Below are 13,660 nucleotides of genomic sequence, written 5' to 3' on the forward strand. Positions count from 1 at the left end.
CGTACTCTTTTGACATCCCCTTCTCGCTGGTAAACTAAACCACTTTTGTTTTGTGCCAGGCTCATTTTGAGCCTGTTCGATCGTTCAACTGGAACCGTAACAACATGCGTACTAGCCAATATCTGCTCTCCACTCTGAAGGAGACACCTGCCGACGCCGAGGTCATCAGCCACCAGCTGATGCTGCGCGCCGGGATGATCCGCAAGCTGGCCTCTGGGTTATATACCTGGCTGCCGACCGGCGTGCGCGTCCTGAAAAAAGTCGAAAACATCGTGCGTGAAGAGATGAACAATGCCGGTGCGATCGAGGTGTTGATGCCGGTCGTTCAGCCTTCTGAACTGTGGGAAGAGAGCGGCCGTTGGGAACAATACGGCCCGGAACTGCTGCGTATTGCTGACCGTGGCGATCGTTCGTTCGTACTCGGCCCAACGCATGAAGAAGTGATCACCGACCTGATCCGTAATGAGCTGAGCTCTTACAAACAGCTGCCGCTGAACTTCTATCAGATCCAGACCAAATTCCGTGACGAAGTGCGTCCGCGCTTCGGCGTGATGCGTTCCCGCGAATTCCTGATGAAAGATGCCTACTCTTTCCACACCTCTCAGGAATCTCTGCAGGAAACCTACGACGCGATGTACGCTGCGTACAGCAAAATCTTCAGCCGTATGGGGCTGGATTTCCGTGCGGTACAAGCGGATACCGGTTCTATCGGCGGCAGCGCCTCTCACGAATTCCAGGTGCTGGCGCAGAGCGGTGAAGACGATGTGATCTTCTCTGACTCTTCCGACTATGCGGCAAACATCGAGTTTGCCGAAGCTGTTGCACCGAAAGAACCGCGCGCCGCTGCAACGCAGGAAATGACGCTGGTTGATACGCCGAACGCTAAAACCATCGCCGAGCTGGTTGAACAATTCAACCTGCCTATCGAGAAAACCGTGAAAACCCTGCTGGTGAAAGCGGTTGAAGGCAGCAGCTACCCGCTGGTTGCGCTGCTGGTTCGTGGCGATCACGAGCTGAACGAAGTCAAGGCGGAAAAACTGCCGCAGGTTGCCAGCCCGCTGACCTTCGCCACCGAAGAAGAAATTCGTGCGCTGGTTAAAGCAGGTCCAGGATCTCTGGGTCCGGTGAACATGCCTATTCCGGTGGTTATCGACCGTACCGTTGCGGTAATGAGCGATTTTGCTGCCGGTGCCAACATCGACGGTAAACACTATTTCGGTATCAACTGGGATCGCGATGTGGCCACCCCGGAAGTGGCTGACATTCGTAACGTGGTCGCCGGCGATCCAAGCCCGGATGGCAAAGGTACGCTGATGATCAAACGCGGTATCGAAGTGGGCCACATCTTCCAGTTGGGTACCAAGTACTCTGAAGCGATGAAAGCCGCCGTTCAGGGAGAAGATGGTCGTAACCAGACGCTGACCATGGGCTGCTACGGTATCGGGGTCACTCGCGTTGTGGCTGCTGCGATTGAACAGAACTACGACGATCGCGGCATTGTATGGCCAGACGCCATTGCCCCGTTCCAGGTTGCTATTCTGCCGATGAACATGCACAAATCCTACCGTGTGCAGGAGCTGGCTGAAAAGCTGTACGCGGAGCTGCGCGCGCAGGGTATTGAAGTGCTGATGGACGATCGTAAAGAGCGTCCAGGCGTGATGTTTGCTGATATGGAGCTCATCGGTATTCCGCATACCATCGTGCTGGGCGACCGTAACCTCGACAACGACGATATCGAATACAAATACCGTCGTAACGGCGAGAAAGAGCTGATTAAAACCGGCGACATCGTCGACTACCTGGTCAAAGCTATTAAAGGCTAATACCAGCACAAGGCCCTGAGGATCAGGGCCTTTTTTACATGGATTGTATAAAATGGCTAAACCAACGGCGTATTACCGCCTGCTCCTCCCCTTCGTTCTTCTGCTTTCAGCCTGCACGATTGACGTCAGTCAGCAAAATTCATCAGCAACCGCTGTTGATGCCCAGGCAAAGAAATGGGAGATAAAACTCCAGCATCAAAGCTCATTTACCGATCAAGCGCTGCATGAAATTACGGATACCGACCTCAGGCCGGGCGACCTGCTGTTTTCCTCCAGTCTTGGGGTGACCTCATTTGGTATTCGCGCGTTCAGCACCTCTTCTGTCAGCCATGTCGCCGTTTACCTTGGCGATAATGAAGTTGCCGAAGCGACCGGGGCGGGAGTACAAATCATTTCGCTTAAAAAGGCTGAAAATCACAGCGATAAGCTTTTTGCTCTGCGGGTCCCCAACCTCACACCGCAGCAGGCCGAAGAAATCAAAACATTCGCTTATAAAATCAAAGATAGCGGCTATAACTACCGCGGCATCGTCGAATTTATTCCGTTTATGGTGACCCGGCAAATATGTTCATTGAATCCTTTCTCAGAGGATTTTCGCCAGCAATGCGTCAGCGGGCTGGCAAAAGCACAGTTGAACAATACCAGCGAAGGAGAAAAGAAGGCGTGGTTTTGCTCCGAATTCGTAACCGATGCGTTTGCCACAGCCGGGCACCCGCTAACAATGGCGCAGCCGGGTTGGATTAGCCCTTCCGACCTGATGCATATGCGCGAAGGTGACATTTCCGCTTTTAAGTCTGAAACGCAGCTACAGTATATCGGCCACCTGAAGTTAGGGATTTATATCAAAACCAGCCGTTTTGTTGGATTGATCCGATAAGGAAAAACTGTACGGGCGATCGCCGGAAAGTTTTTATAAGCTGCAGATTAATCATCGCAACTCTGGCCAGGGATAAACTTAATTTCTTTATCCGCTCTTAAGGTTTTCACTGGCGTGCCCGTATCAGGATTTTCTTCCATCGTGAAGTGCCCTTCCACAGTAAGCAGAACTGCCTTATCCGTTGCACCACGCGCAGTCAGATAATCTCGCTCCAGTTGTGCATTGTTCGCGACAGAGACTCTTTTACCCGTCGCACAATCAGTGAAGGTTGCCGCGTCAGCCATATAGAAGTACATGCCCCGCATCGGCATTGGCGTCACCGGTAAGCTGGCGGAAACTGGCTCAAGCGTGTAGTTGAACTGTGACTCAATCGGGTTACCTTCACGATCGAGCATCTCCAGCGCTTCACCTTTTGCCCGGTAATACGACTTCTCACCTTTGCTGTCAGTCAGCACCAGCTTATCGGCAGTGCGCGCCCATGTACCATAAGAAGCAAAGGAGGACGGTTCATCTCGCACGCCCTGATAGCGTTCATTCATCACCCATGTGCCGTCTTTTTCCAGGAACAGAGAGGTTTCAATTCCTTCGCAGTCCGCGCAAGGCAAAATGCCACGCCAGCTTTGCTGCATCGGTTTTAATTCTGCCGCCCGCGTCGGCTGTAGTACATCGACTTCAGTACGGTTGTTACAGCCGAACAAGGAAAAAAGCGTGCATGCAGCGACCACGGACAATATTGCTGTTTTCACTATGAATTCCTTATAATTTTTTATTCCCGCTCGTCAGTCTTGCGTTCGACGAACTCTCCCACGCAGTGCTTTCACTGTGGATTTTTGCGCCTTCGATGACAACCTGCGCTCTTTCGAGGCGCGCGTAGGACGTGTTGCCTGTCGGCTTTTTTGCACCGCGGTTAATTCTTTTATCACCACCACCAGTCGGGAGATTGCCGCTTCCCGATTTAGCTCCTGGCTACGGTATTCCTGCGCCTTTATGATAATAACGCCATCGCTGCTAATCAGATGATGGCTGGCGGCCAGCAGACGTTCCTTGTAATACTCTGGCAGGCCTGAGGCCCGAATGTCAAAGCGCAAATGGATAGCCGTGGAGGTCTTGTTAACGTGCTGACCGCCCGCGCCCTGTGCCCGAATCGCCGTGATTTCCAGCTCACTGTCAGGGATAGAGACGTTTCGGGAGATAACAATCATGAACGCGGCTGCCACGCGGTCAGATGAATTTCCAGATTGTTCTGAGAATCAGACAGCCAGATAGCGCCATCCTGGATAGTTGCCTGCAGCGCCATTGTACGACCAGCAAAATCACTCAGTTGCGCCAGCTGTTCATCATCCAGATACCACACGGTGAGATTTTTAAACTGCGCACACTTGTTCTGGTTTTGCTGCCACCAGATCTGGGCCGCACGGCTGTTGTAAGTAAACAGAGCAACCTCACCAGACTGGGTACAGGCTTTTTTAATACGACGCTCATCCGGCAGACCCAGTTCAATCCAGAGATCGATGCCCAGATGGTCGTTACGCAGCCATGCTTCAGGCTCGTCTTCAGCACTCAGGCCACGCGTGAACTGCAGCCGTTCATCGGCATATTTAATCCAGGCCAGCAGGCGCAGCATCATGCGCTCCTGGGTTTCAGAGGGATGACGCGCCAGCGTCAAGGCCGCGTCAAGGAACTGGTTGCGGTCGAGATCCGCTACGTTGACGACGGCTTTATAAATTGTCGCTTTAAGCGCCATGAGAGAACTCCTTTCGAATCAGGCGCTCATTGTAGCGAAAACCGCGGCAAAAGGCTGCTAACAGCACCTCAATCAAGGCGCTGATATTGCTTGAATGAGTATGGTATAGTCACCTTGCTAAACAGAGTTTATCTTCGTAGGCTTAGACTTGCATCCACGGTTAAGTCAGAGTGCTGACAGGAGGGCATGTGGAAAAATATTGTGAGTTAATACGCAAGCGGTACGCGGAAATCGCCAGCGGAGACTTAGGGTATATCCCGGATGCGCTGGGTTGCGTATTGAAGGTGCTTAATGAAGTGGCGGCAGATAGCGCCCTTCCAGAGTCGGTCAGGGAAAAAGCGGCCTATGCTGCCGCCAACTTACTGGTGAGCGATTATGTCAATGAATGAAACGTATCAACCCATCAATTGTGATGATTACGACAATCTTGAACTCGCCTGCCAGAACCATTTGTTACTGACGCTGGCGCTAAAAGATGGCGAAGTTTTGCAGGCGAAAGCGAATGACCTGGTTTCACGCAAAAACGTGGAGTATCTGGTCGCAGATGTCGCAGGTGAAATCCGGGAGCTTCGTCTCGATAAAATTGCCAGCTTCAGCCACCCGCAAATCGGTACCGTGGTTGTCAGCGAATCTTAGCTTTTCTTGCGCCTTATCAGGCCTAAATGACCAGGCCTGATAATCGCACCGCCATCAGGCATGCCAAATCAGACTCATACCTTCTTCATCTACCGCCGCACCCTCACGCGTCACAAAAACACCCGCAGCCGCTATCAACGTTTCACCGTAAAACAACAACGGCGTGGTATCTCGTCGCCAGGGCGGGATCCCCTGCTCCTGCCAGATTTTCTTTAATTTACGTCCACCGTTACGCCCGACAATATGCAATACGCCTGGCGCTTTAAAACGAATACTGATCGCTTCACCTGCTTGCGGCATGCGCAATTCGCCAGCAGAGATTAGCTGCACCGAGCCTAACCCGGCAGGCAGCGTCAACGGCGTTTCCCGACATGACCACGGGATGACTGTTTCGCTTTGCCCGTCGACCGATTTAACCCACCATAGCTGTGACTGATAGCGACGGACCTCATATTCTCCTAGACGAAAACAGGGGGAAGCATCTTCTCGCGCCAACGCCACTTCCTGCCAGATACGTTCCAGCCCGTCCCGGGAAGGCATCGGTGCATTTACCCCCGCCAACCAGCGACGAAGCAGAGCGGCACGCCGCACGCCACTCATCATCATTAACGGTGCCAGTAACAGTGTGCCTTGGGCAGTCACGCAGTCGGCTAAATCATTGGCCAGCAGTTCATCCAGTAAACTCTCCTGCTCGGCGCACAGCGCGGCGCTGCGGGCTGCGGCTTGCGCGAAGTGCGGCCATCGCTGTTGGAGCAAAGGGGTAACGCGCAATCTGAGAAAATTGCGATCGTAGGCATCATCCTGATTACTTTCATCTTCGATCCAGCATAATTCATGCTGTCGCGCCCATGCTTCAAGCGCCTCTCGTGTTTGCGCCAGCAGCGGTCGAATCAGTTGGGTTCCGGCAAATGGTGAGCTTTCACCCATGGCGGAAAGCCCGGCAGGACCACTGCCGCGCTTAAGCGCCAGTAGAAAGGTTTCACACTGGTCGTCGAGATGCTGGGCGGTCATCAGCACTTCACCCGGTAGTAAGGTCTGCGCAAATGCCTGATAGCGCGCACGTCGCGCCTGAGCTTCGATGCCCAGACCATCATCCTCAAGATGGACCCGTTCAACCACCAGCGGCACCTGCCACTGTGCGCATACCGACTCACAGTGTTGCACCCAACTGTCTGCCTGCGGGCTTAATCCGTGATGAATATGGATTGCACGCAAGGCAACCTCAGGATTTTGCACTCGCCACAGTACCAGCTGATGCAGCAGCACGGTGGAATCCAGCCCGCCGCTAAAGGCGACCAGAATCGATTGAGAATTTAGCAGTGAAGTATTCAGCGTGAGTGTCGTCATGATGGTTACTTACAATGGCATTGCCCGGCACATTGCCGGGCTAATGCCACAATGATAAGACTTACAGCTCGTACAGTTCGAGCGGTAATCCGTCCGGATCGTTAAAAAACGTAAAGCGTTTGCCGGTAAACGGATCGATACGCACGGATTCGCACTTCACGTGGTGAGCTTCCAGATGCGTGATCGCTTTTTCCACGTCATCTACGCTGAACGCCAGATGGCGTAAACCGCAGGCTTCCGGTCGGCTCGGACGGCAAGGCGGAAATGGAAAAGAAAAAAGCTCAATCACATACTGACCGTTCAATGCCAGATCCCCCTTCCACGAGTCACGTTCTTCCCGGTAGGCTTCGCTGATTAGCGTAAAGCCCAGCACATCACAGTAAAATGCCTTACTCGCCGCGTAGTCCGTCGCAATAATGGCAATATGGTGAACCTGTTTTAATCCCAGCATAGCGTCATCGCCTCTTTCGTTTTTCTGCCAGCACGTTACTCGTGCGTAATGGGTTCACGCAAGTCGTCATGCCATTTTTAGGACTCGCACGCGATACACGCCATCTTCACCCAGTTTAGCGCCATGGATATCGGTTTCAAATCCAGGATAGTGATGGCCCACTGAACACAACATCAGCAGAAAATCGAGTACAGCCCGACTTTTGGCCGTGATCATTTCCCCGGGCATCAAGAGCGGCACACCGGGAGGATAAGGCAGAATCATATTGGCAGAAATGCGCCCCACCAGTTGATCGAGCGCCACCGTTTCGACCTCACCTTTGATCTGCCGCTGCCAGGCCTGGTGCGGGGTCATTTTCATTTCCGGTAAGGTATCAAATGCCCGCAGCATCAGCCCGGAGAGATCGTGCTGGCGGATCAGCTTATGGATCCCCTGCGCCAGATCCTGAATACGCATATTACGATAGAAATCGGGATCCTCGGCATACAGATCCGGCAGCATATTTTTCACGCGTAAATTCAGATCGTACGAGCGTTTAAATTCCGTCAGGCCGCGCAGTAGCCCCATTGCCCGGGTTTTATCAATGCCAATACTGAACAGGAACAAGAGATTATACGGTCCCGTTTTCTCGACAACGACGCCGCGCTCATCAAGGAATTTCGCCACCAGCGCCGCAGGGATCCCCTCTTCACTCATATTTCCCTGTTCATCCATTCCCGGCGTAAGAATGGTGACCTTCACCGGGTCGAGGAACATATGGTCGGCGTCAGCATCAACAAATCCGTGCCAGTCTTCACCAGGCGCTACCGGCCAGCACTCCGCTTCATCGACTCTTTCCGGCTGCCAGATATCAAAGAACCAGCCATCCGACTCTTCGCGTAGCCGCTGCACTTCTTTACGGAAATGCAGCGCCCGCTCCACCGAACGATTGATTAACCGCTTGCCTGAATTGCCACGCAGCATTGCCGCCGCCGTTTCTATCGACGCGACAATCGGGTAGCTCGGAGAAGTGGAAGTGTGCATCATAAAGGCTTCGTTGAACGTCTCTTCGTCGTAGTCGCCCTTAATGTGGATCAGTGAAGCCTGTGATAGTGCCGCCAGCATCTTGTGGGTTGACTGGGTTTCAAAAATCACTTTCCCCGGCACCCGTTCGCCGCTCATCCCGCTTTTCCCCTGATAGATCGGGTGAAAATGGGTATACGGCACCCAAGCAGAATCAAAATGAATGGAGGGCACATCCAGGGTTTGCTTGATCCAGTTGGTGTTATACAACAGGCCGTCATAGGTGGAATTGGTGATCACCGCGTGTACCGGCCATAGTGCCTGAGGGGTCTCTTCTACCTTGCGTTCAATGCTTGCGCGGGTGAATTCCCGACGAGGTATACCGCCGAGGATCCCCAGCGCATTGCGCGTAGGCTTCAGCCAGATTGGCACCACATCGCTCATCATGAGCAAATGCGCCAGCGACTTATGACAGTTGCGATCAATCAGGAGCGTACTGCCTGAAGGCGCGGCATACATGCCGACAATCTTGTTCGACGTCGAGGTGCCGTTGGTCACCATATAGCTCTGCTCGGCGCCAAAGGTGCGCGCGATATACTCCTCCGCTTCCAGATGCGGGCCGGTATGATCCAGCAGCGATCCGAGTTCAGTCACGGAAATAGACACGTCGGCCTTCAGCGTATTGCCGCCAAAGAAATCATAGAACAGGCAGCCGACCGGGCTTTTCTGATACGCCGTTCCCGCCATATGTCCGGGTGTGCAGAAGGTGTACTTTCCTTCCTTCACATAGGTAAACAGCGCCTTGGTGAAAGGAGGCGTGATGTTATCGAGGTATTCGCTGGTGTACTGACGGATGCGGGTTGCAATATCTTCAGACTGGCCCAGCGCATACTCAAAAAACCACAGCGCCATGCGCAGGTCGTGCGCGCTGACATCCATCGTCGAATGGGTATTAATAAAGGCGTAGAGCGGGAGATACTCGTTGAGCTGGTTGATGTCACTGCACAGATCCAGACTGTATTCATCCCAGTCAAAAATGACACCGCAAATTCGTGGGTTATGTTCGATAAACTTAAGCAGGTCGACGCTATTCTGCGGCCAGATAATCTGAAACCCCTGCTGTTGCAGCGCACGCTCAAGTTCCTTGATGGGCTCATCTTTATAAAAGACGCCATGCGGTCCCATGATGGCAATGATATTCATGCGTTCCTCCTGGAAAAACCTTAGTTAATCATAGCCTGGTGAAACCACAGGTAAAAAAAAGGGCCACAGCGTTGTGGCCCTTTTCAGAATTAATGCAGTTTACGCGTAACCGTAGCTCATCAGACGCTGGTAACGACGGTTTTTCAAATCATCTTTGCTTAACACGTCGAGATCGGCGAGATCGGCCAGCAGCTGTGCTTTCAGGGACGCAGCCATCACTTCCGGGTTGCGGTGCGCGCCGCCCAGCGGTTCCGGGATGATAGAGTCGATAAGCTTCAGCTCTTTCAGACGCGGCGCGATAATCCCCATCGCTTCTGCGGCCAGCGGTGCTTTGTCGGCGCTTTTCCACAGAATGGAGGCACAACCTTCCGGGGAGATAACGGAATAGGTGCTGTATTGCAGCATATTCACTTTATCGCCTACGCCGATCGCCAGCGCGCCGCCGGAACCACCTTCACCAATAACGGTGCAGATTACCGGTACGCTCAGACGCGACATTTCACGCAGGTTGCGCGCAATCGCTTCAGACTGACCACGTTCTTCCGCACCCACGCCCGGATAAGCCCCTGGGGTGTCGATGAAGGTAATGATCGGCATATTGAAACGCTCGGCCATTTCCATCAGACGCAGCGCTTTGCGATAGCCTTCCGGTGCCGGCATGCCGAAATTACGACGAATTTTTTCTTTGATCTCACGGCCTTTCTGATGACCAATGATCATCACCGGACGGCCATCCAGACGCGCGATGCCGCCGACAATAGCTTTATCATCCGCATAGGCACGATCGCCCGCCAGCTCATCAAATTCATCAAATGCCAGGCGGACATAATCCAGGGTGTACGGACGCTGTGGATGGCGCGCCAGCTGGGCTACCTGCCATGCGCCAAGATCGGCGAAGATTTTACGCGTCAGCTCTACGCTTTTTTCACGCAGACGATGCACTTCTTCATCGATGTTAATATCCAGTTTCTCATCCTGACGGCTAACCGCAGTCAGAGAATCGATTTTTGCTTCCAGCTCTGCAATCGGCTGTTCAAAATCAAGGAAATTCAGACTCATAGTATTCCTGTATTAGTCAAACTCCAGTTCCACCTGCTCCGAACCAATAAGGCCACGGAGATCGTTTAGCAAACGATCGCTCGGAGAGACACGCCACGTTGCGCCAAAACGCAATCGCGCACGTGCATCCGCCCTCTGATAGTAGAGATGTACTGGAATTGTCCCCGAGCGGTGGGGTTCCAGAGACTGACGGAGTCGGTTTAAAAGCTGGTCATCAATTTGCCTGTCCGTCAGCGAGATAGCAAGCCCGCGAGCATATTTTTCCCGGGCTTCGTCAATATCCATGACTTCACGGGCCATCATTTTAAGCCCGCCGCTGAAGTCATCAAAGCTGACCTGTCCGCTGACGATAAGTATGCGGTCTTTTTCCAGCAATTGCTGGTATTTATCCAGGGCATCGGTAAACAACATAACTTCCAGACGCCCAGAACGGTCATCCAGGGTACAGATGCCGATACGATTGCCGCGCTTGGTGACCATTACCCGCGCAGCAATGACGAGCCCCGCAGCCGTGGTGACTTTACCACGTTCTGTCGGATGCATGTCTTTCAGCCTGTGGCCTCCAACATAGCGCTCAATTTCTTTTAAATACTGGTTGATGGGGTGTCCCGTCAGGTAAAGCCCTAACGTTTCACGTTCCCCCTCTAATACCACCTGCTCCGGCCACGGTGTACAGTTAGCATAAGACTGTTCAATTTGTTCCGGCTCTTCAGCCAGCACGCCAAACATGTCCGCCTGACCCGTTGCCTCGGCTTTCGCATGCTGATCGGCGGCTTTTAGCGCATCGTTGAGTGAATTCATCAACGCCGCGCGATGTGGGCCAAGGCGGTCAAACGCCCCGGACATGATTAACTTTTCCAGCACCCGGCGGTTGAGTTTTTTGATGTCCGTGCGCGCACAGAGATCAAACAGCTCGCGGAAGTAACCGCCTTCGTTGCGCGCCTCAATAATAGCTTCAATTGGCCCTTCACCCACGCCTTTTATCGCGCCGATGCCATAGACAATTTCGCCATCATCATTCACGTGAAAATGATAAAGCCCGGAGTTGATATCCGGCGGCAGGATTTTGAGCCCCATACGCCAGCATTCATCCACCAGCCCGACCACTTTCTCGGTGTTATCCATATCGGCGGTCATTACCGCCGCCATAAACTCGGCGGGGTAATGCGCCTTCAGCCATAGCGTCTGGTAAGAGACCAGCGCATAGGCAGCGGAGTGCGATTTGTTAAATCCGTAACCGGCGAATTTTTCCACCAGGTCAAAGATTTTCATCGCCAGTTCGCCGTCGACGCCGCGCTTTTTCGCCCCTTCTTCAAAGGTGCCGCGCTGCTTAGCCATCTCTTCCGGCTTTTTCTTACCCATCGCACGACGCAACATGTCCGCACCGCCAAGGGTATATCCGGACAACTCCTGGGCAATCTGCATAACCTGTTCCTGATACAGGATAATGCCGTAGGTCGGCTCCAGTACCGGTTTCAGACACTCATGCTGCCATTGTACGTCCGGGTAGGAAATCTCTTCGCGACCATGCTTACGGTCGATAAAGTTATCTACCATCCCCGACTGTAGCGGACCGGGACGGAATAGGGCCACCAGGGCGATCATATCTTCGAAGCAGTCAGGCTGCAGACGTTTGATAAGATCTTTCATGCCGCGGGATTCAAGCTGGAAGACCGCCGTGGTCTCCGAGCGTTGCAGCATGTCGAAGCTTTTCTTGTCATCCAGCGGGATAGCGGCGATATCCAGCGGCGGCTCGCCGTTCTTTTCACGGCGCGCGTTAATCATTTCCAGCGCCCAGTTGATGATGGTGAGCGTACGCAGGCCGAGGAAGTCGAACTTCACAAGGCCAGCATATTCCACGTCGTTCTTATCAAACTGAGTAACCGGGTGCAGCCCCTGTTCATCGCAGTACAGCGGCGCAAAATCGGTAATTTTGGTCGGCGCGATAACTACACCACCGGCGTGTTTACCGGCGTTACGCGTGACACCTTCCAGCTTACGCGCCATATCGATCAGCGCTTTAACCTCTTCATCTGCCTCATAGATTTCCGGCAGTTGGGGTTCGGCTTCAAAGGCTTTTGCCAGCGTCATGCCCGGATCGGGCGGCACCAGTTTCGAAATACGGTCCACGAAGCCGTACGGGTGTCCCAGCACGCGCCCCACGTCGCGGATAACCGCTTTGGCCGCCATCGTACCGAAGGTAATAATCTGCGAAACCGCATCACGACCGTACATTTCCGCCACGTGTTCAATTACCCGGTCGCGTTTCTCCATACAGAAGTCAACGTCGAAGTCGGGCATTGAGACACGTTCCGGGTTCAGGAAACGTTCGAACAGCAGGTCAAATTCCAGCGGATCCAGGTCGGTAATTTTCAGCGCATAGGCGACAAGCGAGCCGGCACCGGAACCACGTCCAGGGCCTACCGGTACGCCGTTATCTTTCGACCACTGGATAAATTCCATCACGATCAGGAAGTAGCCAGGAAATCCCATCTGGTTGATAACTTTAAGTTCAACTTCCAGACGTTCGTCATAAGGCGGGCGCTTCTGCGCGCGAACTTCAGGGTCCGGGAACAAAAACGCCAGACGTTCTTCCAGACCTTCGCGCGATTTCGCCACGAGGAAATCCTCGGTGGTCATATCACCGGTCGGGAACTGTGGCAGGAAATACTCCCCCAGACGTACCGTCACGTTACAGCGCTTAGCTATCTCAACGGTGTTTTGCAGCGCTTCCGGAATATCGGAAAACAGCTCGCACATCTCATCTTCGCTACGCATGTACTGCTGCGGCGAATAATTACGCGGGCGTTTCGGGTCGTCAAGGGTGAACCCGTCATGGATTGCCACGCGGATTTCATGCGCGTCAAAATCACCGGTTTCAAGGAAACGAACATCGTTGGTCGCCACCACCGGAAGACCACGCCTTTCCGCCAGTTCTACCGCTGCATGCAGATAATTTTCTTCATCTTGCCTACCGGTACGGATAAGCTCGAGGAAGTAGCAATTTGGAAAATGTTCTTCGTAAAACGCTACGCACTCATCAACCAGTGCGCTATTACCGCGCAGCAGGCTGCGCCCGACGTCGCCCATGCGGCCGCCGGAGAGCAAAATCAAACCTTCTTTTAACTCGGCCAGCCAATCCCGGTCGATGACCGGCCCTTCTGCGCCATAACCACGCTGATAGGCTTTCGATATCAACAACGTCAGGTTCTGATAGCCAGTATTGTTTGCGGCCAGCACGGTGAGCTGCGTGAGTTCATCGCCCAGCAGCTCGCTACGGACATGAAAATCTGCGCCAACTATCGGCTTGATACCCGCACCGTGACCCGCTCCGTAAAACTTCACCAGACCACACAGGTTGGTAAAATCGGTGATCGCCAGCGCAGGCATGCCTAACGCGGCCGCCTTTTTCACCAGCGGCCCGGTTTTCGCCAGCCCATCGATCATGGAGTAGTCGCTGTGCACCCGCAGGTGGACGAAACGAGGTTCAGACATCTTCAGATTCCTTCGACACAAGA

General features: G+C 53.4%; 12 protein-coding genes. 4 read left to right on the forward strand and 8 right to left on the reverse strand.

The window, feature by feature from the left end:
* Positions 1 to 104 precede the first annotated feature (104 nt).
* The gene (gene proS, locus HV243_RS20125; protein ID WP_016151778.1) at positions 105 to 1,823 is read left to right on the forward strand and encodes a proline--tRNA ligase; all 1,719 of its coding nucleotides are present in this window, start codon (positions 105 to 107) and stop codon (positions 1,821 to 1,823) included.
* 52 nt (positions 1,824 to 1,875) lie between these two features.
* The gene (locus HV243_RS20130; protein ID WP_053389214.1) at positions 1,876 to 2,700 is read left to right on the forward strand and encodes a YaeF family permuted papain-like enzyme; all 825 of its coding nucleotides are present in this window, start codon (positions 1,876 to 1,878) and stop codon (positions 2,698 to 2,700) included.
* 47 nt (positions 2,701 to 2,747) lie between these two features.
* Here HV243_RS20130 and nlpE read toward each other — a convergent pair whose 3' ends face one another.
* Genes nlpE through HV243_RS20145 form a run of 3 tightly spaced genes read right to left on the reverse strand, consistent with a single transcriptional unit; the run spans position 2,748 to position 4,444 of the window.
* Positions 2,748 to 3,449 carry an envelope stress response activation lipoprotein NlpE gene (nlpE, locus tag HV243_RS20135; protein WP_100250057.1) on the reverse strand — a complete coding sequence of 234 codons (702 nt, stop codon included), beginning with the start codon at positions 3,447 to 3,449 and terminating at the stop codon, positions 2,748 to 2,750.
* A 30-nt stretch (positions 3,450 to 3,479) separates the two neighbouring features.
* A complete protein-coding gene (arfB, locus tag HV243_RS20140) occupies positions 3,480 to 3,902 on the reverse strand; it encodes an alternative ribosome rescue aminoacyl-tRNA hydrolase ArfB (protein WP_053389216.1) in 423 nt (140 codons plus the stop codon).
* A complete protein-coding gene (locus HV243_RS20145) occupies positions 3,899 to 4,444 on the reverse strand; it encodes a YaeQ family protein (protein WP_046275338.1) in 546 nt (181 codons plus the stop codon). The genes arfB and HV243_RS20145 overlap by 4 nt, the downstream gene beginning before the upstream one ends.
* Before the next feature lie 188 nt (positions 4,445 to 4,632).
* On the opposite strand from HV243_RS20145, the gene HV243_RS20150 reads away from it, so the two are divergent.
* Together HV243_RS20150 and rof are read left to right on the forward strand one after the other, a co-directional pair.
* The gene (locus HV243_RS20150) at positions 4,633 to 4,833 is read left to right on the forward strand and encodes a YaeP family protein (protein ID WP_003018499.1); all 201 of its coding nucleotides are present in this window, start codon (positions 4,633 to 4,635) and stop codon (positions 4,831 to 4,833) included.
* Entirely contained in the window at positions 4,820 to 5,080 is a 261-nt protein-coding gene (gene rof, locus HV243_RS20155; RefSeq protein ID WP_016151773.1) for a Rho-binding antiterminator, read from the forward strand. Before HV243_RS20150 ends, rof begins: the two co-directional genes overlap by 14 nt.
* A gap of 54 nt (positions 5,081 to 5,134) precedes the next feature.
* Here the strand turns inward: rof and tilS are convergent, their stop codons facing one another.
* The 5 genes from tilS to dnaE form a co-directional block, all read right to left on the reverse strand.
* On the reverse strand, positions 5,135 to 6,427 hold the full coding sequence (tilS, locus tag HV243_RS20160) for a tRNA lysidine(34) synthetase TilS (protein ID WP_053389217.1): 1,293 nt from the start codon (positions 6,425 to 6,427) through the stop codon (positions 5,135 to 5,137).
* Positions 6,428 to 6,488: 61 nt separating this feature from the next.
* On the reverse strand, positions 6,489 to 6,878 hold the full coding sequence (locus HV243_RS20165; RefSeq protein ID WP_049269214.1) for a VOC family protein: 390 nt from the start codon (positions 6,876 to 6,878) through the stop codon (positions 6,489 to 6,491).
* Between the two features lie 66 nt (positions 6,879 to 6,944).
* The gene (gene ldcC, locus HV243_RS20170; RefSeq protein ID WP_016151770.1) at positions 6,945 to 9,083 is read right to left on the reverse strand and encodes a lysine decarboxylase LdcC; all 2,139 of its coding nucleotides are present in this window, start codon (positions 9,081 to 9,083) and stop codon (positions 6,945 to 6,947) included.
* Between the two features lie 99 nt (positions 9,084 to 9,182).
* Entirely contained in the window at positions 9,183 to 10,142 is a 960-nt protein-coding gene (gene accA, locus HV243_RS20175) for an acetyl-CoA carboxylase carboxyl transferase subunit alpha (protein ID WP_181603868.1), read from the reverse strand.
* 12 nt (positions 10,143 to 10,154) lie between these two features.
* A complete protein-coding gene (dnaE, locus tag HV243_RS20180) occupies positions 10,155 to 13,637 on the reverse strand; it encodes a DNA polymerase III subunit alpha (protein WP_016151769.1) in 3,483 nt (1,160 codons plus the stop codon).
* Positions 13,638 to 13,660: the final 23 nt, after the last annotated feature.

It is taken from the genome of Citrobacter sp. RHBSTW-00599, from assembly GCF_013784065.1.
Classification (GTDB): domain Bacteria; phylum Pseudomonadota; class Gammaproteobacteria; order Enterobacterales; family Enterobacteriaceae; genus Citrobacter; species Citrobacter braakii.